23 protein-coding genes and 1 pseudogene are annotated in these 25,119 nt (G+C 68.7%); 6 read left to right on the forward strand and 18 right to left on the reverse strand.

The genetic code is table 11. The features are described 5' to 3' along the window. Positions 1 to 82 precede the first annotated feature (82 nt). The 4 genes and pseudogenes from TsocGM_RS09445 to TsocGM_RS27895 form a co-directional block, all read left to right on the forward strand. Entirely contained in the window at positions 83 to 400 is a 318-nt protein-coding gene (locus TsocGM_RS09445; protein WP_126725064.1) for a BufA1 family periplasmic bufferin-type metallophore, read from the forward strand. Beyond that, positions 390 to 1,247 (forward strand): MNIO family bufferin maturase, encoded by an 858-nt coding sequence (bufB, locus tag TsocGM_RS09450; RefSeq protein WP_126725065.1) that lies wholly within the window; start codon positions 390 to 392, stop codon positions 1,245 to 1,247. The genes TsocGM_RS09445 and bufB overlap by 11 nt, the downstream gene beginning before the upstream one ends. After that, positions 1,234 to 2,061 (forward strand): HvfC/BufC N-terminal domain-containing protein, encoded by an 828-nt coding sequence (locus tag TsocGM_RS09455; RefSeq protein WP_126725066.1) that lies wholly within the window; start codon positions 1,234 to 1,236, stop codon positions 2,059 to 2,061. The genes bufB and TsocGM_RS09455 overlap by 14 nt, the downstream gene beginning before the upstream one ends. Before the next feature lie 83 nt (positions 2,062 to 2,144). After that, a pseudogene (locus TsocGM_RS27895) lies at positions 2,145 to 2,321 on the forward strand (PQ-loop domain-containing transporter); the annotation flags it as partial. A gap of 156 nt (positions 2,322 to 2,477) precedes the next feature. On the opposite strand, the gene TsocGM_RS26950 reads toward TsocGM_RS27895, so the two are convergent. The 13 genes from TsocGM_RS26950 to TsocGM_RS09520 form a co-directional block, all read right to left on the reverse strand. Beyond that, a complete protein-coding gene (locus TsocGM_RS26950; protein ID WP_233578671.1) occupies positions 2,478 to 2,912 on the reverse strand; it encodes a hypothetical protein in 435 nt (144 codons plus the stop codon). After that, positions 2,903 to 3,463 (reverse strand): vitamin K epoxide reductase family protein, encoded by a 561-nt coding sequence (locus TsocGM_RS09465; protein ID WP_199756740.1) that lies wholly within the window; start codon positions 3,461 to 3,463, stop codon positions 2,903 to 2,905. The genes TsocGM_RS26950 and TsocGM_RS09465 overlap by 10 nt, the downstream gene beginning before the upstream one ends. A 56-nt stretch (positions 3,464 to 3,519) precedes the next feature. Continuing rightward, entirely contained in the window at positions 3,520 to 5,406 is a 1,887-nt protein-coding gene (locus tag TsocGM_RS09470) for a glycoside hydrolase family 15 protein (RefSeq protein WP_126725067.1), read from the reverse strand. A 221-nt stretch (positions 5,407 to 5,627) separates the two neighbouring features. Beyond that, complete coding sequence (locus tag TsocGM_RS09475; RefSeq protein ID WP_126725068.1) at positions 5,628 to 7,952, reverse strand: amylo-alpha-1,6-glucosidase; 2,325 nt, start codon at positions 7,950 to 7,952, stop codon at positions 5,628 to 5,630. A gap of 127 nt (positions 7,953 to 8,079) precedes the next feature. Further along, on the reverse strand, positions 8,080 to 9,195 hold the full coding sequence (locus TsocGM_RS09480; protein ID WP_126725069.1) for an inorganic phosphate transporter: 1,116 nt from the start codon (positions 9,193 to 9,195) through the stop codon (positions 8,080 to 8,082). An 18-nt stretch (positions 9,196 to 9,213) separates the two neighbouring features. Continuing rightward, complete coding sequence (locus tag TsocGM_RS09485) at positions 9,214 to 9,777, reverse strand: carboxymuconolactone decarboxylase family protein (RefSeq protein ID WP_126725070.1); 564 nt, start codon at positions 9,775 to 9,777, stop codon at positions 9,214 to 9,216. Positions 9,778 to 9,788: 11 nt separating this feature from the next. Next, positions 9,789 to 10,892: an arsenosugar biosynthesis radical SAM (seleno)protein ArsS gene (gene arsS, locus TsocGM_RS09490; RefSeq protein WP_126725071.1), complete on the reverse strand. Its 1,104-nt coding sequence runs from the start codon at positions 10,890 to 10,892 to the stop codon at positions 9,789 to 9,791. A 112-nt stretch (positions 10,893 to 11,004) separates the two neighbouring features. After that, entirely contained in the window at positions 11,005 to 11,946 is a 942-nt protein-coding gene (locus tag TsocGM_RS09495; RefSeq protein WP_126725072.1) for a hypothetical protein, read from the reverse strand. Positions 11,947 to 12,117: 171 nt separating this feature from the next. Next, positions 12,118 to 13,290, reverse strand: a complete 1,173-nt coding sequence (locus TsocGM_RS09500; RefSeq protein ID WP_126725073.1) for a methyltransferase domain-containing protein — start codon at positions 13,288 to 13,290, stop codon at positions 12,118 to 12,120. A 467-nt stretch (positions 13,291 to 13,757) separates the two neighbouring features. After that, positions 13,758 to 14,792 carry a DUF1559 domain-containing protein gene (locus TsocGM_RS09505; protein ID WP_233578673.1) on the reverse strand — a complete coding sequence of 345 codons (1,035 nt, stop codon included), beginning with the start codon at positions 14,790 to 14,792 and terminating at the stop codon, positions 13,758 to 13,760. 761 nt (positions 14,793 to 15,553) lie between these two features. After that, positions 15,554 to 17,350: a hypothetical protein gene (locus tag TsocGM_RS09510; protein ID WP_126725074.1), complete on the reverse strand. Its 1,797-nt coding sequence runs from the start codon at positions 17,348 to 17,350 to the stop codon at positions 15,554 to 15,556. Beyond that, a complete protein-coding gene (locus TsocGM_RS09515) occupies positions 17,347 to 18,129 on the reverse strand; it encodes a glycosyltransferase family 2 protein (protein WP_199756742.1) in 783 nt (260 codons plus the stop codon). Before TsocGM_RS09515 ends, TsocGM_RS09510 begins: the two co-directional genes overlap by 4 nt. Further along, positions 18,126 to 18,371, reverse strand: coding sequence for a carbon storage regulator (locus TsocGM_RS09520; RefSeq protein WP_126725075.1), 246 nt, complete (start codon positions 18,369 to 18,371; stop codon positions 18,126 to 18,128). Before TsocGM_RS09520 ends, TsocGM_RS09515 begins: the two co-directional genes overlap by 4 nt. 259 nt (positions 18,372 to 18,630) lie before the next feature. Here TsocGM_RS09520 and TsocGM_RS09525 point away from each other — a divergent pair, with 259 nt between their 5' ends. Beyond that, positions 18,631 to 19,185, forward strand: a complete 555-nt coding sequence (locus TsocGM_RS09525; RefSeq protein WP_126725076.1) for a hypothetical protein — start codon at positions 18,631 to 18,633, stop codon at positions 19,183 to 19,185. 50 nt (positions 19,186 to 19,235) lie between these two features. Further along, positions 19,236 to 19,655, forward strand: coding sequence for a hypothetical protein (locus TsocGM_RS09530; protein ID WP_126725077.1), 420 nt, complete (start codon positions 19,236 to 19,238; stop codon positions 19,653 to 19,655). Between the two features lie 53 nt (positions 19,656 to 19,708). On the opposite strand, the gene TsocGM_RS09535 is transcribed toward TsocGM_RS09530, so the two are convergent. From TsocGM_RS09535 to TsocGM_RS09555, 5 genes are all read right to left on the reverse strand, one after another. Continuing rightward, a complete protein-coding gene (locus TsocGM_RS09535) occupies positions 19,709 to 20,575 on the reverse strand; it encodes an alpha/beta fold hydrolase (RefSeq protein ID WP_126725078.1) in 867 nt (288 codons plus the stop codon). Beyond that, entirely contained in the window at positions 20,572 to 21,480 is a 909-nt protein-coding gene (locus tag TsocGM_RS09540; protein WP_126725079.1) for a halocarboxylic acid dehydrogenase DehI family protein, read from the reverse strand. Before TsocGM_RS09540 ends, TsocGM_RS09535 begins: the two co-directional genes overlap by 4 nt. Positions 21,481 to 21,775: 295 nt before the next feature. Further along, the gene (locus tag TsocGM_RS09545; protein WP_158633456.1) at positions 21,776 to 22,489 is read right to left on the reverse strand and encodes a TIGR04283 family arsenosugar biosynthesis glycosyltransferase; all 714 of its coding nucleotides are present in this window, start codon (positions 22,487 to 22,489) and stop codon (positions 21,776 to 21,778) included. 169 nt (positions 22,490 to 22,658) lie between these two features. Beyond that, positions 22,659 to 23,324: a hypothetical protein gene (locus TsocGM_RS09550; protein ID WP_126725081.1), complete on the reverse strand. Its 666-nt coding sequence runs from the start codon at positions 23,322 to 23,324 to the stop codon at positions 22,659 to 22,661. Positions 23,325 to 23,575: 251 nt separating this feature from the next. Continuing rightward, on the reverse strand, positions 23,576 to 25,114 hold the full coding sequence (locus TsocGM_RS09555; protein WP_126725146.1) for a mercuric reductase: 1,539 nt from the start codon (positions 25,112 to 25,114) through the stop codon (positions 23,576 to 23,578). Positions 25,115 to 25,119: the final 5 nt, after the last annotated feature.

Here is a 25,119-nt window from a genome sequence, read left to right on the forward strand (position 1 = left end):
ATCCCTTATTTTCCTTGTTTTCCACGAGTTCCGATGTTGTACACTGATAGCACTTTCGACACTGCATTAGGAGGAATTACCTATGACGACGCGAACGAGAGACTGTGCGTTCAGGAGAACTTTGCTGGGGATCGTCGCACTCGGATCTGCCGCTGTTGCCAGCGAGGCGCAGGCCGTTCCGGGCGCGCCCGAGGAGTGGGAGAAGTGTGCGGGAGTCGCTCTCAAGGGCAAGAACGACTGCGGTTCGCTCGACGGCTCGCACGCCTGTGCCGGCATGGCCAAGAAGGACAAGGACCCGCAGGAGTGGGTCTACGTCCCCGAGGGTGTGTGCGAGAAGATCGGCGGCAGGGTGGCCAAGATTGTCCCCGCCAAGGATGACTCGGAGGAAGATGCGGCCTGACGCGCAGCTCGGCGCGGCGACCGGGGACTCGATCTCGGGTGCCGGGATCGGTCTCCGGGCGGCGCACGCGTACGAGATCATCGATTCGCGGCCGGACGTGCCGTGGTTCGAGGTGCTCATCGACAACCATATGGCCGACGGAGGTTTCCCTCTCAGGTCGCTCGAACGGGTCAGGGAAGACTACCCGATCACGCTGCATTGCGTCGGGCTTTCGATCGGGTCTACTGATCCGCTCGACTTCGCTTACCTCGAGAAGCTCCGGACCTTCATTCAACGGTTCGAGCCAGCCTGGGTTTCCGAGCACCTTTGCTGGACCTCGGCCCACGGGCACTACTTCCACGACCTGCTCCCCCTGCCCTACACCGAGGAGACGATCGCCCACGTGGCGCGGCGAATCGAGGCGGTGCAGGAGTTCCTCGGCGGGCAGATCCTGGTCGAGAACGTCTCGAGCTACCTGACCTTCGCCGATTCGGAGATGTCCGAGGCGGAGTTCCTCTCCGCCGTCTCAGTCCGTGCCGATTGCCTCATCTTGCTGGATATCAACAACGTGTTCGTCAGCTCGGAGAATCTGGGCTACGATCCGCTCGGGTACGTCTCGTCGCTCCCTTCAGGGAGGATCCGCGAGGCCCACCTGGGGGGACATGAGGTGCGCGACGGCCTCTTGCTCGACGCGCACGGCTCGGCCGTCGCCGATCCCGTCTGGGACCTGTTCGAGCAAGTGACCTCGCTGATCGGGCCGATACCTACCCTCGTCGAGTGGGACAACGACCTGCCGCCGTTCTCCGTCCTCCGAGATCAGGCACGGCGAGCCTCCGATATCCTCTCGCGTCCCGATGCCGAGCCTTAGGGAGACCCAAGACCTGTTCGCCCGCGCGCTGCTGCGGGGCGAGCCGACGCCCGAGCTGGCGGCCCTCGTACGCGGGCCCGCGGACCGGTCCGCGCACGATTCGATCGCGGTCTATGTGCGGAATTACCGCGGCAGCCTGCACCGCGCCCTGGAGGAGACCTATCCCGTCACCCGCTCGCTCGTCGGCGAGAACTACTTCACCCTGCTCGCCTCGCACTACATCGCCGGGCATCCGTCGACGTCGCGGAACCTCAATGCCTACGGCGCCCGGTTCGGCGAGTTCCTGCAGGAGATCCTCCCGACACGGCCCGAAGCCGCGCACCTTGAGTACGTCGCCGACGTAGCGAAGCTCGAATGGTGCTGGTATTGGAGCTACCACGCGGCCGACAACGGCCCCTTCGACTTCGACGCCCTTGCTCAGGTCATGGCCTCGGAGGAGATCGACATCCGGCTCCTGCCGAGCCGCTCGCTGTCGCTGATCTCGTCGCCCTACCCGGTGCATGAGATCTGGAGCCTCGTCCGCAGCGGCTCGCTGGAGGCGGGATACATACTGCGCAGGGGGGATTACCGAATCGTGGTCTCGCGCACCGATGGTTTCATACCCCGCATCCGCGCCGTTTCCCGCGAGTTCTGGGACATCCTCCGTCGGGTCGTCGATGGGGACTCGCTCAAGCAGATTTGCCTCGACCACTCCGGCGAAGATGACCCGGAGGCCCTCGTGGGTTTCGTGGCCGAGGCGGTGCGCAGTCGGTGGATCGCCGGGTTCGAAACCCATGCCTGCGGCCAAGGCGGAGACGACCGTGAATCCGCGTGATCGTTCGGCGCATCGTACCCAAACTGGCCCCGGCACCGGGTCGTTGTGGCCGGGACGGAGACCTTGCCGGGGAATCGCGAATCGTGCACCCACAGACCATCATCCATCTCGCAGACTTGCTGCAGATCGCGACCGTCGCTGCGTCGCTCTTCGGCTTCGCGCCCCAGATCGTCACGCTGCACCGCACGAAGGACAGCCACAATCACTCGCTGTTGACTTGGCTCTTGTGGAGCGCGAGCAGCCTCATGGCCCTCTTCTACGCCCTGGCCCACTACCTGATCGAGGGCTGCTGCCTCCCGCTGGCGATCACGACCAGCGTCAACTCTGCCCTCTCTGCGCTGACGCTCGCGCTTGTGTTGAAGTATCGGGCCAGTCTCCCTCACTATCACGGGCCTCATCAGTCCGATCCGCGGGGATCAGCCGCTCGCCTTGAGGGCTCCGTACACCAGCGCAACCGCCAGGCCGAAAACCAGGTGCCCCATCATCATGCCGGCCACCGTCAGGGGCGTCATGCGGATGCCGGGCGGCCGGGGGTGCATCCGGAGCATCAGGGGCAGCACCGCGATCGCGATCACGCCGTGGGCGGCGCCGAAGGCCAGCCCCCACGGCCACGTCGCATCCCCGAGGCCCCGGCCCCATAGCAGCGCGTAGGCCGCGGCGAAGAGGACGCCTATCGCGAAGTGGAGGACGGTCCCGAGCGGATAAGCCACCGCCCTCTTCTGGGTGAACATCGTCCCGAGCATGCCCAGCATATCCATCCGCGGCATGCCCATCTTCGGCCCCACGTAGATCAGCACGGTCATGATCGAGGTCGCGACGAGCCCGGCGACGACGGCCCCGCTCAGGTCCATGATCCCGCCTCCCGCGCAATCTCCTCGTAGCCATCCGCCTGGCCGCCCGGGCGGCGTAACGCGGCCCGGGCCTCCGGGATCGCGAGCGGCACCGCGGCGAAGGTCAGCCCGGCGGCGAGCAGGCACCACGAGCAGAAGGCCCGGTGCTCGGCCCATTGCTCCCACGTCAGCTTGGCCGCCTGGACGGCGTCGACCCCCACCTTGGCGGCCATCGCCAGCGGGATCCAGGGCTGCTCCGTCGTGCGGTCCGCCCCGCCCATCGCCGCCAGCGCGACCGTGGTCCCGTAGCTGACGAGGCCGAGCGCCGCGTCGGGCATCGGCAGCCCCATGCGCTGGTAGGCCTCCGGGGCCGCGTCCACCCGATCCGCATCGAGCCAGGGGAGCGGCGGCTCCGGCAGGTGCTCGATCAGGCCCATCTGATAGAGCGAGATGAGCCCCATCGACCCCGCCGCCCCGAGCGCCAGGCCGGCGATCGTCCGTCGGTTCGAGAGGAACCGCCCGGACCCGGTCCTCAGCTGTCGACTCAGCACCCTCGCGTTCGTCTCCATCATCGTTGTCCTCCATCCGATTGTCGAAATCGCCCCTTCAATGGGTCCCCCGATCGTAGTCAGTCCCCGAGTCCGAGGCTCTTCGTGACACGTTCCTTCATGCGACCGACCATCAGGCGCGCCTTGTCCAGCGGCCGGGCCTTGGCCGTCTCCACGACCGCCCGCACGTACTCCACGTGCGAGAAGAGCAGCGGGCTGTTGCCCCGCACGGCGCCCGAGAGGGGGTCGAAGCCCTCCGCGAGCAGCCCGTGCTGCCCCGTGACCCCCTCGGCCCGGTCGAGGACCGCATCCGCATCATTCGCACGGCCGGCCTTGGCGTAGGCCGTCGCGAGCCAGAAGGTGCAGGGCAGGAAGCTCCCCTCGTGGTCACCGAGCGGCTGGGCCGCGGGTCCCAAGGTCTCTCGCGGCTCGAATCGGTAGACGAAGCCGTCGATCACGAGCCGCTCGACGATCCGCTCGGTCGTCGCCAGGACCCGCGGGTGGTCGGCCGGCAGGAACCCCATCACCGGGATCAAGAGGGCCGAGGCGTCGAGGCCCTCGCCGTCGTAGTGCTGGCGGAAGGCGCCGAGCGGCTCGCTCCAGCCCCGGTCCATGACCTCGGCGTGGATCGCCTCCATGACGGGCCGCCAGGCCGCGGCCTCGTCCTCGCGGCCGATCCGCTCGGCGATCCGGCTCGCCCGCTCCAGGGCCACCCAGGCCATCACCTTGCTGCTCACGTAATGGCGCTGCCGATCGAGTTCCCAGATGCCGTGATCCGGTCGGGTCCAGGTGCGGGCGACGTGCTGGGCGACGCGGCTCGCGAGTCGCCAGTATTCCTCGCGCCACCGGCCTCCCTGCTCCAGGTAGACGAGCGCGCAATCGTTGAAGTAGCCGAGCGAGTCGAGCTGGACCTGGTTGTAGGCGTGATTGCCGAACCGGACGGGCCGCGAGCCGCGGTAGCCTTCGAGATCCGCCCGGCTGCGCTCGGTCAGGTCCGCCTCGCCCCGGATCCCATACAGCACCTGAAGCGGCGCATCGGTCGAGGAGCCCAGCCCGGAGAGCCAGTCCATGTAGCGCCTGGCCATCTCCGTGTCGCCGAGCAGCGCCAGCACGGCCAGCGAGAGCGAGGCGTCGCGGACCCACGCGTAGCGGTAGTCCCAATTCTGGTCGCCCCCGATCCGCGCCGGGAGCGACGTCGTCGGCGCCGCGACCAGCGACCCCTGCGGGGCATAGCCGAGCAGGTGGACCGTCAGGGCCGTGCGGCGCACCCGTTCCCGGCGAGGCCCGATGTAAGTGAGCCCGTCGAGCCACCCGGTCCAGTAGCGGATCGCCTCCTCCATCGCGTCTCGGGCCCGATCGACCGACCATCGATCGGGGGTTTCGCCGAGGACGAGCACGGCCCAGAACTCCTCCCCCTCGCGCAGGTGGAAGCTTCCGCAGGCACCGCCTTCGGTCGGTTCGACCGACCCGCTGGCCCACAGCCCCAGGTTGTGTTCAGCGAGGTGCAGCACCAGGCCGCCGGATGCTGGCTCGCACGCGATCGGCCGATCGAAGTCGACTCGAGGCCAGATACCGAGGACCGCAGGCGAATCGCCCCGGGTGGCGCTCAGTCGCCGAATGACCGCTCGCCTCCCCTCATCACTCGACCGATCCCCGGGCCAGGCCATGACGTCGGTGAGCTCCAGCTCGTGGTCTCCGCTCGACCAGCTCGTCAGGAGTGCGCCGCTCTCGCCGAGATAACGCTGTCGGCCGGACACCGGCCCCGGGGGGCCGACCCGCCAATAGCCGCCCCGCTCGGCGTCGAGCAACGCCCCGAAGAGGCTCGGGCCGTCGTAATCCGGCAGGCAGAGCCAGTCGATCGTGCCGTCGGCGGCGACCAGGGCCGCGGTGCGCCGGTCGCCGATCACGCCGTGCTGCTCGACAGGCGGATACGGCAGGAATCGTTCCAAGTTCGAAATCACCGCCATTGCCCGACCTCCAGCGTCATCGAAGATCCCAAACGATCGTCGCGAGACGCGGGTGTCCACGATCCGGCGCCCTTCGCTCCAAGCCTAGTCTCGATTCGATCCGGTGCCATGAGCGCCCTCAGCCGGGTGCTGATGGTCGGCCGGGCGACGGCCGATGCGCGGGCAACGCCGCTCTCTTCCGGGGTACGCGATCGGCTCATAGCCACTCATCATCCTCCCGTTCATCTGCCCGGCAGCAGGCTCGACAAGGCGTCGCTCAGCCGTTCGGCGAAGGTGGCCGTCAGGGACCGGGGGCTGGGCTGCCGGACGACATGCAAGGTGCCCCATTTCTCGAGCACCTCGTAGCCACTCGACCCGTCCTGCCTGCGATAAAAGCGGATCGTCGTGGCACCCGACCCCACCCGCAATTTCTGCAACGTGATCTCCGGCAGCCATTCGGGCAGGTGGGGGTCGATCAGCAGGACGTCGAGCGGGGCGTACGGATAGAGCCCCAGCAGCGCTTGTAGCAGGCAGAATACCGCCGACGCCGACCAGGCCTGGGGCGCATTGGCGCCGGGGTAGTGGGCGGGAAACGGGTGATCGGCGTCCCGTTGGTGGCCGCTGAACACCTCGGGCAATCGGAATGCATCGAAAATCGCAGCTGCCTCGAAAAGCGCATGGCAGAGGCGTTGCAGGTGACCGTGCAGCCCGTAGCGTTGAAAGGCGATCGCGAACGTTCCCTGCTCGACTGGCCAAACGGATCCGCGATGATAACTGAACGGATCATAGGCGGGGTGCCGTGACGACAGCGTCCGGACCCCCCAGCCGCTGAAAAGATCGTCCTCCAGCAGCCGATCGGCGATGCGGCGCGCCGCCTGTTGATCCACGACTGCGGTGGCCAGGCAATGGCCGGCATTCGACCCGATCGAACTGATCTGCCGCTTGTGCGCGTCGAGCCCCAGCGCCAAGAAACCTTCCTCCTCCATCCAGAAGGCGTCGTGGAAGCGTTTCTTGAGCTCCTCGGCCTCCGCATAGAGCCGCCTCGCCTGGGCTTTCTCGTCCAGCCACCAGAGCACCTCGGACTGGTGCAGCTTGGCTAGGTAGACGAAGCCCTGCTCCTCGCAGGTGGCGATGGGCGGCTGGGCCGCAGAGCCGTCCTCGTGGACGATCGCGTCGCCCGAATCCTTCCAGGCCTGATGCTTCAGCCCCTGCTCCGAACGGGTGAGGTACTCGTAGAAGCCGTAGCCGTCCAGGTCGCCGTACTCGTCCAGCCAACGCAGCCCCTTCAGGGCCGGCCCGATCAGGGGCCGGATCAACTCTTTGTCACCGGTCCAGTGCCATAGCTCGGAGACCACGACCGGGTAAAACCCCGAGGTGGTGATCGAACCGTAATAGCGTGCGAGCGGGTTGAAACCCAGTGATGCCAGCGGCCCGGTGTCCGCCTGGTGCAGCATCTTCCCGGGCTGCTCGTCGCGCCAGTCGTTGACCTCAGACCCCTGCCAACGGGAAAGCTCCGCCAACGTGCCACGCATCAACTCCGGGCCGATCAACGCGGCCTGCCACGCCGCGGTCAGCGTATCCCGGCCGAACAATCCCAGGTACCCGGGGAGCCCCGCTGCGACCGTCCAGGCTCGCTCACCCTGGTCGAGGTCGTGTAGGCGTAGGGCCGCCAAGTCGCGCCTGGCCTGTTCGAGGGTGCCGATGACGACGTGCGACAGCGTCCGGCTCGTCGGGGCGGCGAAGGCGGTCGATTCGCGGAGGAACCGCTGCCGGCACCGGTCGTAATCGTTGTGTGTGCCCGCGAGCGCCCGGCAGGGGTAGAGTACCGGCAGCACCCGACCCTCGATGATCGGAACTACATTAATGCATGAATGCCAAATTCCATGCGGGGCCAGTTCGATCGGAAAGCGGATCTGACCCCGCTCGTAGGCCGGGGCGGAGTCAGCCCGCTCGATGTGGATCCTGACTCCGCGGTGGATCCGGGCCACACCGGCGTTGCCTTGGTGGTCGTAGGAGTGCTCCTCGCGGTAATCCAGATTGAGCTCCCAGACCCCCTCACCAACCCGGCGCCACGTGCGGCTGATCCGCCCGTCCTGCTGGCGTCGGCCCGCTGTCTCGTCCTTGTCGGCGAAGTCGGCATCCAAATCCAACTGTAACGTAAACGCTACCGATCGTTGGCCGAAATTGGTCAGGTCCACATCTTCGTGCAGGCCATCGCCAAGAACCCGGGAGATGCGGAGCTCGACGGTCCCTCGGGCGGTCGGATCGCCGGGGCCGAGCGTGTTGCACTGGTCGCCGCCGCATGGATCGGGCGGCCGGGTGATGTAGTAGCCAAGCCAGGAGTGCTGCTCGACGTTCGACAGCGCCTGGGGCTGCGGCGGCTGGCCGTCGACGAGATAGCGGTAGCGGGACAGCAACCTCGTCTGGTGGACGAACAGCCCGCGCTCCGGCCCGCCGTCGACGAAGCCGTCCCGCCCGGTGGCCAGGACCGACCGGTTCTGGCTGATGTAGACCACGTCGTCACGGGGCCGCAGCCGGATCAGGCAGGTTTCGTATGTCTCGTCCATCGTGGTTGCTTCAAGTTTGCTGATCCGAGGCCCATCTTCGGCCGCGGAACTATTTCTTTTGCAGAGGGGTCCAAAGGCGCGGCGCTCCTCCTTTCCCCCTGGAGCGAACCAATAGCTGCAGAACCTCTCACCCCCCAAAGGAAACGATCTGATAGCTGCCCCAGGCCAGGGTCGCCGCAACGGGAAGCGTGACGACCCAGGCCAGGACGATCTTGACGACCTGCGCGCGGCGGGCGCCGCCCGTGACGGCGCCGAGGCCGAACAGCGATCCGCAGGAGACGTGGGTCGTTGAGACCGGCAGGCCGAAGCGGCTGGCCCCGATCACGAGCAGGCCCGTCATCAGGTTCGCCGTAAATCCCTGCCCCGCGTTCATCGGCGTGATGCGCCGGCCCATCGTCTCCGCCACCCGCCGACCGCTCGTCAGGCCGCCAGCGGCAATAACCACGCCGCAGGCCATGATGCTCGGGGCCGTGCCGATGCTCGGGGCCGCAAGCATCAACGCCGCGATCTTCGGGGTGTCGTTGAGCCCCCTGGCGAAGCTCACGAGCCCGGCCGAGAGGTAGTGCAGGGCGTCCAGGAGGGCGCGGCAGTTGACCCCCAGCACCTGCCCCTCGTACCGCTCATGGCATGTGACCGTCGTGCCGAGCGTGAGCGTCAGGTGTCGGCTCCGCTCCAAGGCTGCCGCGGGGCTCTGCAGCGGCACGATCTCGACCGGCTCGAGGCCGACGCAGAAGCAGCTCTGCTTCCCGACCCCGAGTCCAACCCGGATGGCGCGGAACACCGGATAGACGGCGGCCGTCGCAACGAGCGCCAGGACCGGACTGAGCAAGAGCGGGGCGAAGAACGCGGCTCCCAGGGTCCCCCAGTGCACCGACGCGGCCGCGGCCGCACCGGCCCCGACAAGGGCGCCCACCAACGCGTGCGTCGTCGAGATCGGCATCCCGATCCGGGTGGCCAGGACAACAGCGAGGCCCGCCCCCATCCCGACCGCGGCCAGGAAGTGCGGGGACGCGGCGAGTTCGTCCGGGACGAGGCCCTTGCCGCTGAACCGCGCCAGCAGCGTCTGGGCGATCAGCACGGCCACGAACGACCCGATCAGCGTCGTCCCCGTCGCCCAGTACAAGGCGCGCCGGTAGTCCGTCGTCCCGCTCCCGAAGAGCGTCGCGACGCCCTTGACGTTGTCGTTCCCGCCGTTGGCGAACGCGAGCAGCAGGCCGGAGATGAGGAGGATCGTTGTGACCATAAGATTTACCGATATTCGTCAACGTGTGGCACGAGCGGTGGACGTCCAGGCCGCCGGCGAGAACTGCGGATCCAGCGGTGTGTGCGCGATGTGGTTGGTGTAGTTCGAGAGGGTCTTCATCCCGACGCCGAGGACCACCTCGAGCACCTGGTGCGGGGCATAACCGTTCGCCAGGAACTGCTCGATCGTGGCCTCCGACGGCCAGCCGCCCGAGCCGACGATGTCGGCGGTCAGCGTCCGGAGCGCGTCCAGGCGGCCGTCCGCGATCGGCCGGCCGGCGCGGATCGCATCCACGACGTCCGGCGGGACCTGCTCCATCTTGGCCCCCAGCGAATGGGCGGCGACGCAGTACTCGCACCCGTTCACGGCGCTGGTCGTCAGCACCACGACCTGACGTTCGACGGGAGACAGGGACGTCTCGTCGAACAGACGCTGCAGGCCCTCGTAGGCCTTCAAGAGCGCCGGTGCGTGGGCCATCAGACCGATCAGGTTCGGGACGAACCCGTACCGCTCTCGGATCCGCTGCATCTCCCGCCGGGCCTCGACCGGGGCGTTCTCTTCTTGCAAGATCTCCAGTTGCATCAGTTCCTCCCTCAATTCGGGTGTTCGGATGGGGCGGTCCCGGGGCCTCGCCGGTCGGGCGGGGAATCGGCACCGACGATGCTCCCCTGGCAGCTCGAACCGCAGCCCGCCGTGCAGCCGTAGCAGTGCTGCGCCGTGACGATCGGCCGGTACGCCAACACGTCCGGGTCGAAGCCGGCGATGTGGCGGGGCTGGCCCCCGGCGAGCTCCAGGTCGAGCATCTGGTTGAAGTCGCAGTCGAAGAGGCGTCCATCCCATCCGACCGAGAGCATCGTGCGGCACATCAGGCCGCGCACGGCCGCGGGATTGAACGCGTCGATCAGGACCTGCATGTACTGCTCGTAACGGCCCGTCCGGAGCAGGTCCTCGAGGAAGCGGCTGATCGGCAGGTTCGTGATCGTGTAGAGCCGGGAGAACACGATCCCGTAGCGCTCGCCCAATTCGCGCCGGTAGGCCGCCTCGAGCGTGGCCTGATCGGGAGGCAGCGTCGGGCCGACCGGGTTGTACACGAGCGTCAGCTCGAGTCCGCTGCCCGCGTGCCCGTATCCCAAAGCGTTCAGCTCCCGCAGGGCCGCGATCGAACGCCCGAAGACCCCGTCCCCGCGTTGCTTGTCCGTGTTCTCCTCGAGATAGCAAGGGAGCGAGGCGACGATCTCGACCCGGTGCTCGGCCAGGAACTTCGGCAGGTCGCGGAAGCCGGACGCGAGTAGGATGGTCAGGTTGCAGCGATCGATGACGTGCGTCCCCAGGACGCGGGCCTCGGCGACGAGCCAGCGGAAATGCGGGTTCATCTCCGGCGCCCCGCCGGTGATGTCCACGACGGGGATCCGCCCCCGCGCCACGGCGTCGAGGCAGGCCTGGATCGTCTCGCGGGTCATCACCTCGCGACGGTCGGGGCCGGCGTCGACATGACAGTGCGCACAGGCCTGGTTGCACTTCTTGCCGACGTTGATCTGCAGCACCCGGATGCCATCGGCCCGCAGTGGCCACAGCCCTGCATCCGCCAGGCTCCGGGCGAACGGGCGGAAGCGGCCGTTCGCTCGCAGGATCGCTCGCTGCTCCTTCGGGTCCGCAAGCGGATGCCTCTGACGCAAGAGGCTCAACGATGACACCATTCCATCCTCACTCCAATGGGCCCGGGCAGGATCGGCGGACCTTGCGGCGGCTCGGCCGACCTGCCCCGGCAGTTCATCTCACCCACGGCGATCTTCCCCGCCGGGACCGAGATCAGGGCATGATCCGAACCTCACTCGGCCGGACCCAAGTGACGTTCCGATCCTGCTTGAGCGCGACGCCGCGTAGCTGCACACGCCGCCCGGCGAAGCGGTCCTCGTAGAGCTCCGGATAGCGCTCATGCGCGCCCTCGACCACGTAGATCTCGTCGCCCGCGACCACGGCCAGGCCGAGCACGTCCGGATCCTCCAGGGGCTTCACGCCGAATTCGCATCCCGCGCAGGAGGTCCGGCCCCGGACGGAGACGACGCGTGACTCTGAAGGTCCCCCGGTCGAGGACCGGCGGTCGCCGGCCGGTCCGCTCCCCTCGGGCGGCCGATCGGCATACTTCTCCGGGTCCGCCAGGAACATCGCGCGCTGCTCTGGCCCCGGGAAGAGGTAGCGCAGCCCCCGGTAGTGCACCGCGTACTCCGGCTTGCCCGGGACCTCCTGGCGCATCTCGATCCGGCAGACGGCACAGTTGCCGCCGAAGGCCAGGTCCGCATCCGCATAGGTCGCCGGATCGGAGCGGAACTTCTGCCGCTCTCGATCGCTCGGGAAGAAGAAGAGACGCCCCCGATGGAACTGGCCGAAGTTCAGTTCGCCCGGGACCCGGCGGCCCATGTCGGCGTAGCACACGATGCAGTCGCCGTGCAGCGCGGGGGTATACTTCGCCGGGTCGGCCTCGAACATCCGCTTCTGCTCCTCGCCGGGGAAGCGGTAGACGTGGCCGTCGTAGATCACCTCGTGCTCGGGGCTCCCGGGCACCCATCGCTTCATGTTGACCAGGCAGACCGGACAGTAGCCCCGCAGGGCGAGCGGATACGACCGCTCCTGGCTGGGCTGTGCCGGTCGGCTCGGCTGGCGCGTGCCGCTCTGCGCCCACGCCGGGGACGACGCGACCAGGGAGGCTGCGGCGAGCAGCGCCGCGGAGAACCGCGAAGTGGATGCCCTCATCGTCTTTTTCGCTCCTCGAATCCTGCGATCCCGATTGGCGCGGCGAGCGCCGGCCGCTCGCGCGAATCGGCTGCATCGTCGGCGAAGCGAGGAATGCTGTCGGTGAAGTGCACCACAGTTCGCCGCTGCCCACAGCGGCCGCCACGGGAGCGAGGGCCGAGAGCCTCCCCATCAGCAGCACGCCCCGTCCGGGCCGCAGGCGGATTCGGGGGGGTCCGTCGTCTCCCGATAGTCCAGCCCCTTGGTCTCCCGCGGATGACGCCGCGTTGAGCGGCGGCAGTCGAAGGCGCGCGCCTCCTCGAGGGGGACTTCGACGCGCGGCTCGACCGCTTCGAACAGCCCCGCGTACGGCTCCCGCTGGAGCAGGTGGAACGTCTTGTCGCAGACGGCGACCCGCTCGCCCCGGATGAACACGTGGCCGTCATCGTCCTCGACCTTCCTGAACGGCCCGCGGTAGATCACCGCCTGCTTGCGTTCGAGGCACGGCCCCTGCTTGCCCTTGTAGGCCAGCACAGTGATTGAGCGGAACTCGATCCCCTCGACGACCTGCCACGGCTCCCGCTGGCGGGAGGCGGTCCGGATGCCGTGGAACCCCGCCTGCTCCAGCGCCTCGAGGAACAGGTCCTCGCGGTGGGCGCCGGAGATGCATCCGGACCAGAGCTCCGGGTCTCCCTGCAGGTGCTCCGGCACGTCCTCGTCGGCGACGATGTCGCTGATGGCGACCCGGCCGCCGCGCCGCAGCACGCGGAAGATCTCCGAGAAGAGCCGGACCCGGTCGTCCTTGCGCACGAGGTTCAGGACGCAGTTGGAGATGACGCAGTCGACGCTCCCGTCCGGGACGAGCGGCCGCTCGCGGCGGAGCCGCTCCTCGAGCGACCGCAGCGCGAGCCAGCCCTCGCGGTCGCGCACCGGGCCGCGGGCGAGCTCCTCCTCGAGGGCCTCGAGATCCAGGCGGAGGTCCTGGATCAGCCCGCAGCGGAACGAGACGTTCGCGTAGCCGAGCCGCTCCGCGACCGCCTCTCGATGCCGGCGGGCCAGCGCCAGCATCTCCCGGTTACAATCGACGCCGATGACGGAGCCCTCGGGGCCGACAAGTTGGGCCGCGATGTAGCAGGCCTTCCCGCCGCCCGAGCCGAGATCCAGCACGGTGTCACCCCGGCGCAGATACGGCGTGGGGTCGCCGCACCCGTAGTCGCGCTCCAGGATCTCCCGGGGGATGACATCGAGGAGGCGCGGATCGTACCGCACCGGGCAGCAGAGGGCGGGCTCGACCGCGCGGGCCGCGCCCGTGTATCGCTCGCGAACCGCCAGGTCCGTATCGATACGGGGATTCACTTTATCCATCATTCACTCCTGTTCTCCAGCACACCCTCTGCCTCGCCCCACGCCGTCGCGCGGGGGAGAGACACCACGGGGAACGCGCGGCGCCCACCTCCCGGCCTGGGAGACGTGAGAGTTTCGCGCGACTCCTGCGGCAGGTCTGTGAGGGGCCACACAAAAGAACGATCAAACATGCTCTATAAGCTATTCCCTGGAATGGAAACTCCATGAAGGAGAATCGACTTATGAGGTCTATCAGACTAGCTTTGCCCCTGATTGCGATGCTGCTCCTCCACGGCTGCAGCACCGACAACGACAACGGGCGCGTCACCCGCCCGGGCAGCGAAGGGTCGGCGCGTCGCTCGTCGACGTCCTCGGATCCCGCCGCCAGGTCGACGCCGGAGGACGGCTCGGCCCGCAAGAAGCCCTCGCAGGGCTCCGGGGGGCGGCCCTCCACCACCCGCGGGCCCCGGGAGGGCAGTTGACCCTCTTCAATACGCATCGCCCGAGATCACCTCGCCCCCGGAGCGTGTGACGAGACGCCGCAGGACGACGACATCGGTGGTCTCCTTCAGGAACGCCACGTGACCGTCGCCGAAGAGCACGTTGGCGCCGCCGGGGTGGTAGGAGAAGATCTCGTCGTTCGCGCCGGCCTGGTTGCCCGCGGTCGCCGCGGGGAACGTGTACGGTGCATCCTCGTGCATCGGGCGAGCCTCGTTGTTGATCCGGCCGGAGACGCCGAAGGCCCCGTCGGGCTCACCCCAGCGCCAGAACCGCCGCTGCCCGGGGGGGACCGGGCGGCTCACGTCGGTCCGGGCGGGGTTCATGTAGCCCTCCGTGTAGGGGCTGGCGAAGCGGGCGTCCCGGCCGGCGTCCTCGGCGACGGCGATGGTGCTGCTCAGGCCGTCGGTGACCGCGGCGATGCGGGTCATCCCGCGGTTCATCAGGCCGATGCCGTGGGCGAGCTTGTTCCGCAGCGGCGTGACCTCGTTCGAGCCGGGCTGTCCGGCCCGGCCCAGCGGGTCGATGTCGGTGTAGTACACCGCGCCGTAGTCCTGGACGCCATACCCGGTCCCGGAGGACCGGGACATCGGGTCGCCGGGGTCCGGCGTGTCCCGGCCGCCCGAGTTGATGCTGACGGAGGACGGGCAGAGGTAGGCATCGACGACGGCGCTGAAGGCCGTGAAGTTCGCCCCCGAGAGATGGTTGTAGTCCAGGTTGAAGTTGATCGCGTTGAAGACATTGGATTGCTCCATCTGCTGCAGGATCCGCGGCATGACGCCCAGCCCGTCGCCGAACTCGACGCCGGCGGGCGTGCTGCCCAGGTAACTCCCCTGGCCGGCCGGCGGGAAGGCCCCGTGGGCCCCCTCGTAATTGTGCAGGGCCAGGCCGATCTGCTTGAGATTGTTGGTGCACTGCATCCGGCGGGCGGCCTCGCGGGCCGCCTGGACCGCGGGCAGGAGCAGGGCGACCAGGACCCCGATCACCGCGATGACCACCAGCAGCTCGATGAGCGTGAAGCCCATGCGACGGGCGCTCGGTACCATAGCAACGGCCGCAGTCCTCATGACGGGAATCCCTTCGGACACTCGGGAGTCGCCGGGTCGGCCGACCGGACGAGCGATCCCGGCCACCCGATGGCCGGGGCGGGGGCTCCGTTCCCGACGGCTTATCGCCCAGCACAAGGGCTTCGAATTCTGCCACGCCCACCCGAGGCCGTCTGTGAGGCGAACCACAGAACCCGGGCCGCCGGGCCGGTAGGATCTCCGCCCGGTGGTCGACTCAATCTCACTCGCAACCGGAGGGAAATCCGATGCGCGGGCGTGCCCTCGGCCTTCCAGTCATGCTCATGATCTCGATCCTCCTTTCTCCGGGCTGCTCGACCGAGCCGGGCTCAAGCGAGCCGGGTGCGGCTCCGGCACCGACGAGCGAAGGCCCGTCGGACCTCGCCCCGCCCGAAACGCCGACGACCGAGCCGGCCCCGGTGGGCTCCGCCCCCGAAGGCCCCTCCGAGGGGAGTTGAGCCGAGGGTGGTCACGTCGCCGCCGCTCTATGTGAGCCATCACACGGAGCGTCAACCGCACGGCAGACGATCTCCGAAGGGACATCGACCATCTCCGGGGGGTCGTCGTTCGATCCCGCCGACCCATCATTCAAGGACGAAGGAGGACGTGGCCATGAGGCCCATCCGGTTCCTCGCGCTTGCGATCGTGCTCATCGCCCTGGCCCAGGGATGCTCCCGAATGCAGCAGCGACGGGCCTACGTCGGGCCGGCCCGGGAAGGCCCCTATACGGTCGAACCCTCGACGCCATCGGCCGGACCCTCCGAGGGATCCGGATTCGCGCGACCGTACGCGCCGTCCGAGGGGAGCTGAGGCACCCGACCCGAGCGGTTGCGCCACCCAGACGGGATCGTGCGACGCCGCGGGCGCTGGGACCAGCATGACTCCGCCAGTAGCGCCGCGAAGAACGGCAGGTACTCCCACCAGACCGCCCCGTAGTCGAACCGGTGGAGCGCCGCCTCGACCGCGGCCTCGCCCCCGCCGAGCGCGTGGTACTCCAGCGCGAATCGCAGGTAGTACGCCATTGCGAGGCCCGGGAGGAGGAACCAGCTCCGGCGCCTCTCGAAGACCAGGAACGGGATGCACCAGGTCAGGTACCACGGGTGGGGCGTGCTGCTGAGCAGCCAGCCCCAGACGAGGACGAGGGCCACGGACCGCAGGAGCTCCTCCGGTCCCGGTCGGCGTGCCACCCGCACGCACCAGCGTGCGACCAGCGCCATGAGGACGAGCCCCATCACCGCCTGGGCGAGCAGGAACGCTGGCTCGTGCCGGTCGGGACCCGTCCATCCCGGAGGACCGAACCCTGCGGCACGGTGCAGCGATGATCGCCAGGCGGCGGGGACCACCACGAACCAGTGGTCGGGCCGATCCCCGAGCGGCGGCCGCAGATTCTCGTGGACGAGCATGAACAGGAAGTCATTCTTCTGCCAGCGCGACAGGAACGTGCCGAGCCCGGACCAGGGATGGTGCGCCGACTCGCCCCCGTCCGCCACTGGCCCGGCGAGGAACGGCAGATAGCCCGCCGCGATCACTGCGGCGAACACGAGCAGCGGGACCACCGCACGCCGGCGGATCCGGGCGGCGAGGAATGTCGAGACCAGCGGCAGGAGGATGATCGGATAGCTCTTGGCCAGCACGGCCAGGCCGAGGGCCGCCATCCCGAGGCGTGGCCTCGCCCGCTCATCCCCCCGGGACCGGCGGCCGCCGATCCCCACGAGACATGTGATCGCCAGTGCGGTGAAGAAGACGGCGATCGCGTCGAGGTGGCCCGTGTTGGCGACCTCCTTCAGCACCAGCGGGCACCAGCCGTAGGCGAGGCTCCACTCCTCCGGCAAATTCAGGCGGCGCAGCAGGAGCACGAGCAGCAGGAGCGTGCCCAAGTCGAAGCCGATCAGGATCGCCTTGAGGACGAGCACGTGCGCCCACAGGGGCGCCCCGGCGGGCGTGACCAGCGCCGAGGCGGCGAAGACCACCTGCGCCATCGGCGGATAGACGGTCGGCACCTCGCGGTGGTGGACCCGCTCGAAGATGGTCCGCACCGCCTCGGAACTCCGGGAGAGCCGCCAGAGCACGCCCGCCGGGGCGCCCTCCCCCGCCGAAGGACCCAGGCGATCGACCTCGGCCGGCGCGAGCCGGAACGGGCTCACGCCTGCCAGCAGGACCCGGCCATCCCAGAGGTAGCGGTAATAGTCGATCTCCTGGATCGGGACCGACGGCAGCAGGACCAGGCGGTACGCCGCGGCGAAGCCGACGACGAGGAGCAGCCGACCACCCTGGCCGCCGCAGGTGCGCTCGCGCCTGCGCAAGACCGTCGCCAGCGCCAGGGCATAGGCCGCCCAGGCCAAGGTAAGCAGGCCGAGGACGAGCAGGATCGGTCGCTCCCGATGCCCCTCGCCGTAGCGGAACGAGAAGCTCAACCAGGCGACCGCCCCGTAGACCAGCAGCAGCGCGACCCCGACCCGCCGCAGCCGGCGCCGGCCCGGTCCGGCCTCCGCCCCATGATTCCCCTGCCTTCGCGTCATCGTGCAGCAGCGTCCTGCAAGTCGGCCGCGGGACGCGAGGCGGGAACCCGCGGTTCCAGGGCGTACCGGGCGATCGTCAGCAAGATCTTGGAGCCCGCCAGGACCGTGCCGCGGACGGTACCGCTGATCTTGCTGGTCCCGACACGTCGGCGATATGAGACGGGGACCTCGGTCACCCGCAGCCCGATCCGGGCCGCCTTGATCTGCATCTCGATCGTCCAGCCGTAGTCGCGGTCGCGCATCCCGAGCCGCTCGAGTGCATCCCAGCGGATCGCCCGGAACGGGCCCAGATCGGTGTAGCGGGCCCCGAACAGCAACCGCATCAGGGCACAGGCCAGGCGGTTCCCCCAGACGCTCTGCGGCGGCATCGCCCCCCGCTCGCGCCGGCCCGACAGCCGCGAGCCCAGCACGAGGTCGTGCGAGCCCCCGAGGATCGGCCCCACCAGGGCGGGGAGTTGCTCGGGGTGATCGCTGTAGTCGGCGTCGAGGAATACGACCACCTCGGGCGGGCCCCCGGGCCAGCGGCCCAGCTCGGCGAGCCCGCGCAGGCAGGCCGAACCGTAGCCGCGGCGGGGCTCGACCACGGCGCAGGCGCCACCGGCGCGTGCGACCTCGGCCGTCCGGTCGTCCGACCCGTTGTCCACGACCAAGATCTGCGTGATGAGGTCGCGTGGCAGGTCGCGCAGCACGAGCGGGAGCGACCGTTCCTCGTTGAGCGCGGGGATCAGCACCGCGACCCGGGCGACCGGTGGCGACGGATGGTCTCGTGGTCCGATCACGCCCGCGACCTCCTCCCGTCAAGGGATACCTCTCGTGCCCGGCCCTCGTGCTCGCCGCCTGCGGCGCCGGGCCTCGCCTCCGGGCCCTTCGCGCCCGCGGCGAGTTCCTCCCGCAGCACCTCGACCGTGCGCGGCGCCTCGACGCCGAGCCGCACGGACCTTCCCTGCGCCGCGACGATGGTGACGACGACGGACCCGCCGATGAGCACCCGTTCCCCGACCTTCCGGCTCAAGACCAGCATGGGGCCCCTCCATGGAAGGACGCGAGTCTCGGGGCCGGTTGGGGCCGAGCACTCCTCGACCCGCCCGGACACAGCAGGCCCCTCAACTCAGGATTGTGGGTGTCAGCCTACCCGCGATCCGGCCCCGATTCTGTGAAGGGCCTCACGCAGGATGATCGTCGTCGCGGGGAAGATGCGATTGTGAAGTGACTCACAGAAGGCCCCGCGAGTTGCCGCGATCATCAGTGAGGGACCATCGACCCATCACGGAGGGATCACCATGTCGCGGACGACCCGCCTGGGGGTGGGCGTGCTCGCCTGGGGCGGGCTGGCCTACGGCGTCCTCTCCCTACGCCACCTCCCGGGCGACTACACGCACCCGTTCTGCGGCCCGTGGGGCTGCCTGCCGCCGCTGCAGGCCCTGGCGGCGGTGCACGGGTTCTGGGCCCTGGCACTCGCGCCCCCGGTGATCTGGACGGCCCGGACCCTACCTCCCGGGCGACTCCGGGGGCTCGGTACCAGCCTGGTGGCTTTCGGGGCCCTCGCTCTCGGGATCCTCGTCGGTCGCGAGCTGTTGACCCTGCCGCCCGGGGCCGCAACCGAGCTGCGGCAGTACCTCCCCCAGCGCGCCGTGTTCGCCGTGGCCATGCTGACGGATGTCCCGCTGGTCCAGATCGTCGTGGCGGGGGCCATCTGCCGGGGCGTCGGCCGGCGGCGCGGAGGCCGAATCCCACCTTCCCATGCGGAGGTCCCGGGAGGGCCTGCACGTTCTGGCCAGCGACGGTCGCAGGCGGTTCCCAACCTTGCTCGCATGACTGGCCCGGGCCGCATCTGAAATTAATAATTTGTTAAGTATACGTTATATGATATTTAAGTTCGAAGATTATGGACAACGCCAGACGAATTGCGGCCTCCCTCTTCTTGCTCCGCATCACCGTGTTTTTGGTGATGCTCATGTGGACCATCGACAAGTTCGTCCGCCCGACCCATGCGGCCTCCGTTTACGAGCATTTCTATTTCCTCGACGGCTTGGGCCGCGAGGTGATGTACGCCTTGGGCGCCGCCGAGCTGGTGCTGCTGATCGGGTTCGTGCTCGGGGTCCGCAGGCGGCTGACCTACGGAACTGTCCTGCTGTTCCACGCCGTATCGACGCTCTCTTCGTTCAGGCAGTACCTCCAGCCGTTCGAGAAGGGCAATCTGCTCTTCTTCGCCGCTTGGCCCATGCTCGGGGCCTGCTTCGCGCTCTATTCCCTGCGCGACCTGGACACTCTCCTGCGGCTTCCCGACAGGTCACGGGTCCCCTGAATCCCAGCCGGTGACCTCGGCCAGAAGAGAGCTGGGAGCGGTTCGGGCGGCCTTCAGGGAACTCCCGCCCCGGCGGGCAACGGCTCGGCCCCGGCTCCTCCCAAGAACGAGAGGAGGTGTCCACCGACCTCATCCGGCCTGTCAAGCATGACGAAATGGCGGGCCTCCCGCACACGGACCAGCTGCGCGCCGGAGATGTCCCGGGCCAGCCGCTCGCCGTACTTCACCGGTTGGAAGGCGTCGTTCTCGCCCCAGAGGACGAGCGCCGGCAGCTCCAGTCGCGTCAGCAAGGGGCTCACCTCGGTGGTGAGGTTCGTGTTCAGGGCCGAGGCGTTTCGTATCAGGGAGAGCTTGCCGACCTCGGTCGCGTACGGCGCGAGCAGCCCCTCGAGCAGCTCGTCGTCCGGCGAGCGAGCGAAGCCTTGCCTGAGCATCAGCTTGAGCAGCCGCAGCGCCGCGGTCGCCGACAGCCTGCGGTACGCCCCGGGGTGGCCGAACTGCAGCATGCCCTCGATCGGCCAGGAGTCGTAGCAGACGCTATTCAGCAGCGCCAGGCGCGAGACGCGCCGGGGGAAGAGCGTGGCGAGCCGTAGTGCCACCCCGCCCCCGATGTCATGCCCCACCACGTGGATGTGTTCCAGCCCCAGCTTTCCCAGCCAGGCGTCGATCAGCTCGGCCTGCCGCCCGATCGACCGATCGAAGCAATCGCGCCGGTCCGAGTAGCCGAAGCCGAGCAGGTCGGGCACGAGCACCCGATGCGGCCCGGATAAGGCCGGCAGGAGGCCCTGCCAGAGATAGCCCCAGGTGGGGATGCCGTGGAGCAAGAGCACCGGATCGCCCCGGCCCTCGTCGACGTAGCTCAAGAACCGCTCGCCCAGCTCCGACACCCGCTGCAGGGCCTGGTACTCCCTCCAGTTCATCGTATCCCTCCACGTATCAGGCGGCTCGCCGCAGCCGGGAACGGGGAGCGCACCAGTTCCTCCGGGGTCCGCCAGTCGAGCGAGAACAGCGCGACGTTCAGGATCAGCCCCGGCAGGAGCCGCTCGAACCGCTCGGTCGTCTCCTGGATCCCGCCCACGTCCTCACCGAGCTCCCCCAACCGTTCGGCGGTCAGCGGGATCGGATGGGGCAGCGCACGGGCGAGCGCGCGTGCCCGATCCCGGAGCGAGTCGGCCGACCGGCGGTACTCGTCACGCCCGATGATCGGCTTGATCCGGGCCCAGGCGGCGTCCAGGTAATCGGGCCACAGGGCCAACGTGCGGTAGTCGCTGTTGATCGACGACAGCGCGAGCGTCCGCGTGATGTCCCCGAACAGCGCCCGGACCGTCTTGTCCTTGGGCTTCTCCGACTCCATCTCCATGGAATGCATCGCCCCCGGCGGCCCCGGCTCGATGCGCTCTTCCGGCGCTGCACGGCCGTCCCCCTCCCCGATCGGCTCGCCCTGCAGGCTGAGCCGCACGGCCGAGGTGAGCAGCAGCAATTTCGGGTTGACGTAGTGGTACAGATCAAGTGCCCCCCGGATGTGGTAGCGTTGGCTCTCGCCGAGTGCCAGCGCCGAGGCCGCTCCGAGCCGCCCCAGCCCCTCGGAGGATCTCACGGCCTGCTCGCGGAGGCCGTCGGCAGCATCCTCGAAGGCGCGCGTCTGCGCGTTCGGGCGCACCGCGTCCCACATCGCCGGAAGAAACTTCTCGTAGGCCGCCCACGTGCGAAAGTTCAGGTTCACGCCGGTGACGCGCAGCGTCTGCCTGATCTCGTGGTAGACGCGTTCGATCTCGCCCTCGGCCTCGTGCTCCGGCACGGGCCTCGATTTGCCGAGCCCTAGCATGCGCAGTCCTCCTCTCCGGAGTACGGTGCCAGCCGCCCCTGGCCATTGGGCCCCGGGGACCGGGCCGCTGGGGTGGGAATCTTCGCGAGGCCCAATCCTCAAGAAAGCCTAAGTGAGGATGCTTTGCCATGACCTGGCCCGGGGCGGCTGCCTCCTCGGCCACTTTCCGATCCGGTCACGTTCCCACGGGTAAGAACTCCTCACGCCCCAGACAATCGCGGTGACAAGGGTCAGGACGGCCCAGCCGATCACGAAGCGAGGAAGACGGTGCGACCGATTTCCGCCGCTCCCCCTCTCAGGCGCCTGGCGAACGGGTCGACCGCCGGTCCCCACGTCGCATCGAGCTGTAGTACTTCCCGAGCACGTGCGGCGACACGCCGAGCCAGTAGAGCAGTTGCAGCGAGCTCCAGCACGCGAAGACGGGCGCGAAGTTCCGCCCCTCGAAGCGCCGCGAGGAGGTCACCACGGTGCTCGGAAGCCGGACGAACCGGCCCAGCTTGCGCAGGCGCCGGATCAGATCGAGGTCCTCGAAGATCGGGTATGGCCGGAAGCCGCCGGCGTGATCGTAGGCCTCACGCCGCACGAAGATCCCCGAATCTCCGTAGCGGAGCCCGAGCCAACGGAGGCGGGGATAGAGCCGGGTGAGGAATCCCGCCCAGCGGCTCGGCCCGTCGAAGACGATCGCGAAGTTGCCGCCGACCACGCAGGGATGGCGCAGCGCCCGTAGGATCTTCTCGGCCCCGTCGGCCGGCGGCAGCGTGTCGGCGTGCAGGAACCAGAGCACCGACCCGCGTGCGGCAATTGCGCCGGCATGGAGCTGCGCACCGCGGCCCCGCACCGACTCGACGACCCTTGCCCCGCGGCATCGCGCGATCTGGACGGTCTCGTCCCGGCTGCCGCCGTCCGCCACGATGACCTCGACCTCGCCGCGTATCCGCCCTACGGCCTCGAGCGTCGCGCCGAGATGGCACGCCTCGTCGAGGGTGGGGATCACGATCGAGACCGGCATCGACCGTTCGCAATGGGAGTCCATGGCTTCTCGTCCCTCTCCGTCGGACCACGAGGGAACGAGGCAAAAGTCACGCCGCTCGGATCAGGCGCAGGTCGGCTATTAGACCACCGGCCCAAGGTGGGGGCGTCACATACCGCCCGCGACCGGGGCCCATCCGGGCTAGTGGCTAAGAGCCGGGCTTCTCCGCGATCGCTTTGTCGGGATCTCCGGTCTTCCCCTCCGCGGAAAACCGCAGCTTCTCCACGTACGGCGACGTCTTCCCCTGCATGAAATCCTTCGCCGTCTTCGCGTAGAAATCCCGTGCATCTTCGACCGATCGCTTCCCTTGGACGATGTCATTCGCCAAGTTCAGGGCCAGGATGTTCATCGGCTCCTTGTCACATCGAGCAGAGATGACCCCTTTCGTACGGTCCGGGTAGACACTGCCGTCGAACTCGGCCAGTTCATCGAACTTGTCGGGCGGGACGTCCAGCTTTGTGAACTGCTCCACGTAGTCCTGATGCGGCATCGGAAAGTTGTGCGGGACCGCCTCTCGGAAGAGAACCGTCTTTTCCCAGGGCCCGTTTTTCCGCCACACGAGCATCTGGTCCGTGACCCCCTCCGGATTGCCGTACTTGCGGATTAGCTCCTGCGCAGTCTTCCGCTGCTTCTCCGGCCACTGCTCGAGAACGGACTGCACGTCTTCCGCGCCGCCGAGCCGGCCTCGCTCGTACTCTTGGCCTTGCTGCTGTTGCTCCTGTCGCTGTTCAGCGGATTGCTCCGTCTGTGCGAGAGCGACGCCCGATGTCGCGATCAGGACTGCCACTCCACCGCTTAAAACTACTGTCTTCATCCCTTCCTCCCTCAGTGTTCCAAAGAATTGCTCCTCTGCCACTTCTGAACAGATTTCACGCGAACCATGCCACCGGAAGGCCGCTATCGGTATGATCGATGTTCGTCACACCTCGCGGCTGTAACGGCCATCGAGATCCTCGATTCGGGGGTATTCTCGGACGAGGCCGGGGGACGAGCGGAGAGCATTATCCCATGACACGAGGAAAGCGGTGTGCAGCTTGCCCCCGTGACAGCCGGGGTCGCGAGATATCAGCGGACCCAGGCCAGCCAACGCTCGAACAACGCCTTCACGAAGGGCGTCAGCCGCGTTCGGCTGTACGCATCGGCGACCCGTTTGATCGCCTCGGCCTGGGTCGGGTACGGATGGATCGTCCGGCCGAGGGCCTTCAGGCCGAGGCCGCCGGCCATCGCGAGGGTGAGCTCCGAGATCATCTCGCCGGCATGCCGTGCCACGACCGTCGCCCCGAGGATCCGATCGCTCCCCTCGCGCACGTGGACCTTCACGAAGCCCTCGCTCTCCCCGTCGAGCACGGCGCGGTCCACCTTGGCCAGCTTCTGGGCGAACGTCCGGACCGGGATGCCCCGCTCGCGGGCCTCGTGCTCGTAGAGCCCCACATGGGCGATCTCCGGATCGGTGTAGGTACACCAGGGGATGGTCAGCGCACTGGCCTTGGCTCGGCCGAGGAACAGCGCGTTCTGAATGGCGATGCGCGCCATCGCGTCGGCCACGTGAGTGAACTTGTACTGGCTGCAGATGTCCCCGGCCGCGTAGATCCGCGGATTCGTGGTCCGGAGACGGTCGTCGACCGTCACCCCGGCCCGCTCGTATCGGACGCGGGCCTGCTCGAGCCCGAGGCCCTCCACATTCGGCGCACGGCCGACCCCGACCAGGATCTCGTCGACCCGGAGCTCATCCACGGCGCCCTCGCACTCGAGCGTGAGCACCTTCTCGGCGCCCTCCACCCGGACCTCGGTGATGTTGCAGCAGCAGTTGATCTGCACGCCGTCCCGCCGCAGCGACCGCTCCACCAAGGCGGCCGCGTCCCGATCCTCGCGGCCGAGGATCTGGCGCAGCGCCTCGAGCAGCGTGACGCGGGCACCGAAGCGGGCGAAGGCCTGGGCCAGCTCGCAGCCGATGGGGCCGGCGCCGATCACGGCGATTCGCCGCGGCAGCTCGGTCAGGGAGAAGACCGTCTCGTTGGTGAGGTAGCCGGTCTCCTCCAGGCCGGGGATCGGGGGTGCCGAGGCCCGCGCGCCGGTGGCGATCACGGCCTTCCCGAATCGAAGGCTCCGACCGTCGACTTCGAGCGCATCGGGCCCGGTGAACCGCCCCGCGCCAAGGTACACGTCCACGCCGAGGTCCCGGAACCGGGCGGCCGAATCGTGGGGGCTGATCCCGGCGCGGATCCGCCGCATCCGCTCCATCACGGCCGCAAAATCCACCAAGGTGCCCTCCGGGACGCGCACGCCGAACGTCCCCGCGTCGCGCACGTCGGCCGCCGCCCGCGCCGCACGCAGCAGCGCCTTCGACGGCACGCAGCCGACGTTGAGGCAGTCCCCGCCCATCAGGTGCCGCTCGACCAGCGCGACCTTCGCCCCCAGGCCGGCCGCGCCGGCGGCCGTCACCAGGCCCGCCGTCCCGGCACCGACGACGACCAGATTGTACCGGCCGCTCGGTGTGGGGTTGGCCCAGTCCGGCGGGTGGACGTTGCCCACCAGCGCCTGGTTGTGCTCGTCGGGCGGCCAGAGGCCCAGCAGCGCTCCGTCGTCCCGAGGCTCGGCCAGCATGCGCT

Origin of the sequence: Tautonia sociabilis (assembly GCF_003977685.1) — a bacterium.
Lineage (GTDB): Bacteria > Planctomycetota > Planctomycetia > Isosphaerales > Isosphaeraceae > Tautonia > Tautonia sociabilis.

Coding starts and splice junctions, on each gene's coding strand:
- TsocGM_RS09445 (WP_126725064.1), top strand. CDS start 83: ATGACGACGCGAACGAGAGACTGTGCGTTCAGGAGAACTTTGCTGGGG.
- bufB (WP_126725065.1), top strand. CDS start 390: ATGCGGCCTGACGCGCAGCTCGGCGCGGCGACCGGGGACTCGATCTCG.
- TsocGM_RS09455 (WP_126725066.1), top strand. CDS start 1,234: ATGCCGAGCCTTAGGGAGACCCAAGACCTGTTCGCCCGCGCGCTGCTG.
- TsocGM_RS26950 (WP_233578671.1), bottom strand. CDS start 2,912: ATGGACCTGAGCGGGGCCGTCGTCGCCGGGCTCGTCGCGACCTCGATC.
- TsocGM_RS09465 (WP_199756740.1), bottom strand. CDS start 3,463: ATGATGGAGACGAACGCGAGGGTGCTGAGTCGACAGCTGAGGACCGGG.
- TsocGM_RS09470 (WP_126725067.1), bottom strand. CDS start 5,406: ATGGCGGTGATTTCGAACTTGGAACGATTCCTGCCGTATCCGCCTGTC.
- TsocGM_RS09475 (WP_126725068.1), bottom strand. CDS start 7,952: ATGGACGAGACATACGAAACCTGCCTGATCCGGCTGCGGCCCCGTGAC.
- TsocGM_RS09480 (WP_126725069.1), bottom strand. CDS start 9,195: ATGGTCACAACGATCCTCCTCATCTCCGGCCTGCTGCTCGCGTTCGCC.
- TsocGM_RS09485 (WP_126725070.1), bottom strand. CDS start 9,777: ATGCAACTGGAGATCTTGCAAGAAGAGAACGCCCCGGTCGAGGCCCGG.
- arsS (WP_126725071.1), bottom strand. CDS start 10,892: ATGGTGTCATCGTTGAGCCTCTTGCGTCAGAGGCATCCGCTTGCGGAC.
- TsocGM_RS09495 (WP_126725072.1), bottom strand. CDS start 11,946: ATGAGGGCATCCACTTCGCGGTTCTCCGCGGCGCTGCTCGCCGCAGCC.
- TsocGM_RS09500 (WP_126725073.1), bottom strand. CDS start 13,290: ATGGATAAAGTGAATCCCCGTATCGATACGGACCTGGCGGTTCGCGAG.
- TsocGM_RS09505 (WP_233578673.1), bottom strand. CDS start 14,792: ATGGGCTTCACGCTCATCGAGCTGCTGGTGGTCATCGCGGTGATCGGG.
- TsocGM_RS09510 (WP_126725074.1), bottom strand. CDS start 17,350: ATGACGCGAAGGCAGGGGAATCATGGGGCGGAGGCCGGACCGGGCCGG.
- TsocGM_RS09520 (WP_126725075.1), bottom strand. CDS start 18,371: ATGCTGGTCTTGAGCCGGAAGGTCGGGGAACGGGTGCTCATCGGCGGG.
- TsocGM_RS09525 (WP_126725076.1), top strand. CDS start 18,631: ATGTCGCGGACGACCCGCCTGGGGGTGGGCGTGCTCGCCTGGGGCGGG.
- TsocGM_RS09530 (WP_126725077.1), top strand. CDS start 19,236: ATGGACAACGCCAGACGAATTGCGGCCTCCCTCTTCTTGCTCCGCATC.
- TsocGM_RS09535 (WP_126725078.1), bottom strand. CDS start 20,575: ATGAACTGGAGGGAGTACCAGGCCCTGCAGCGGGTGTCGGAGCTGGGC.
- TsocGM_RS09540 (WP_126725079.1), bottom strand. CDS start 21,480: ATGCTAGGGCTCGGCAAATCGAGGCCCGTGCCGGAGCACGAGGCCGAG.
- TsocGM_RS09545 (WP_158633456.1), bottom strand. CDS start 22,489: ATGCCGGTCTCGATCGTGATCCCCACCCTCGACGAGGCGTGCCATCTC.
- TsocGM_RS09550 (WP_126725081.1), bottom strand. CDS start 23,324: ATGAAGACAGTAGTTTTAAGCGGTGGAGTGGCAGTCCTGATCGCGACA.
- TsocGM_RS09555 (WP_126725146.1), bottom strand. CDS start 25,114: ATGCTGGCCGAGCCTCGGGACGACGGAGCGCTGCTGGGCCTCTGGCCG.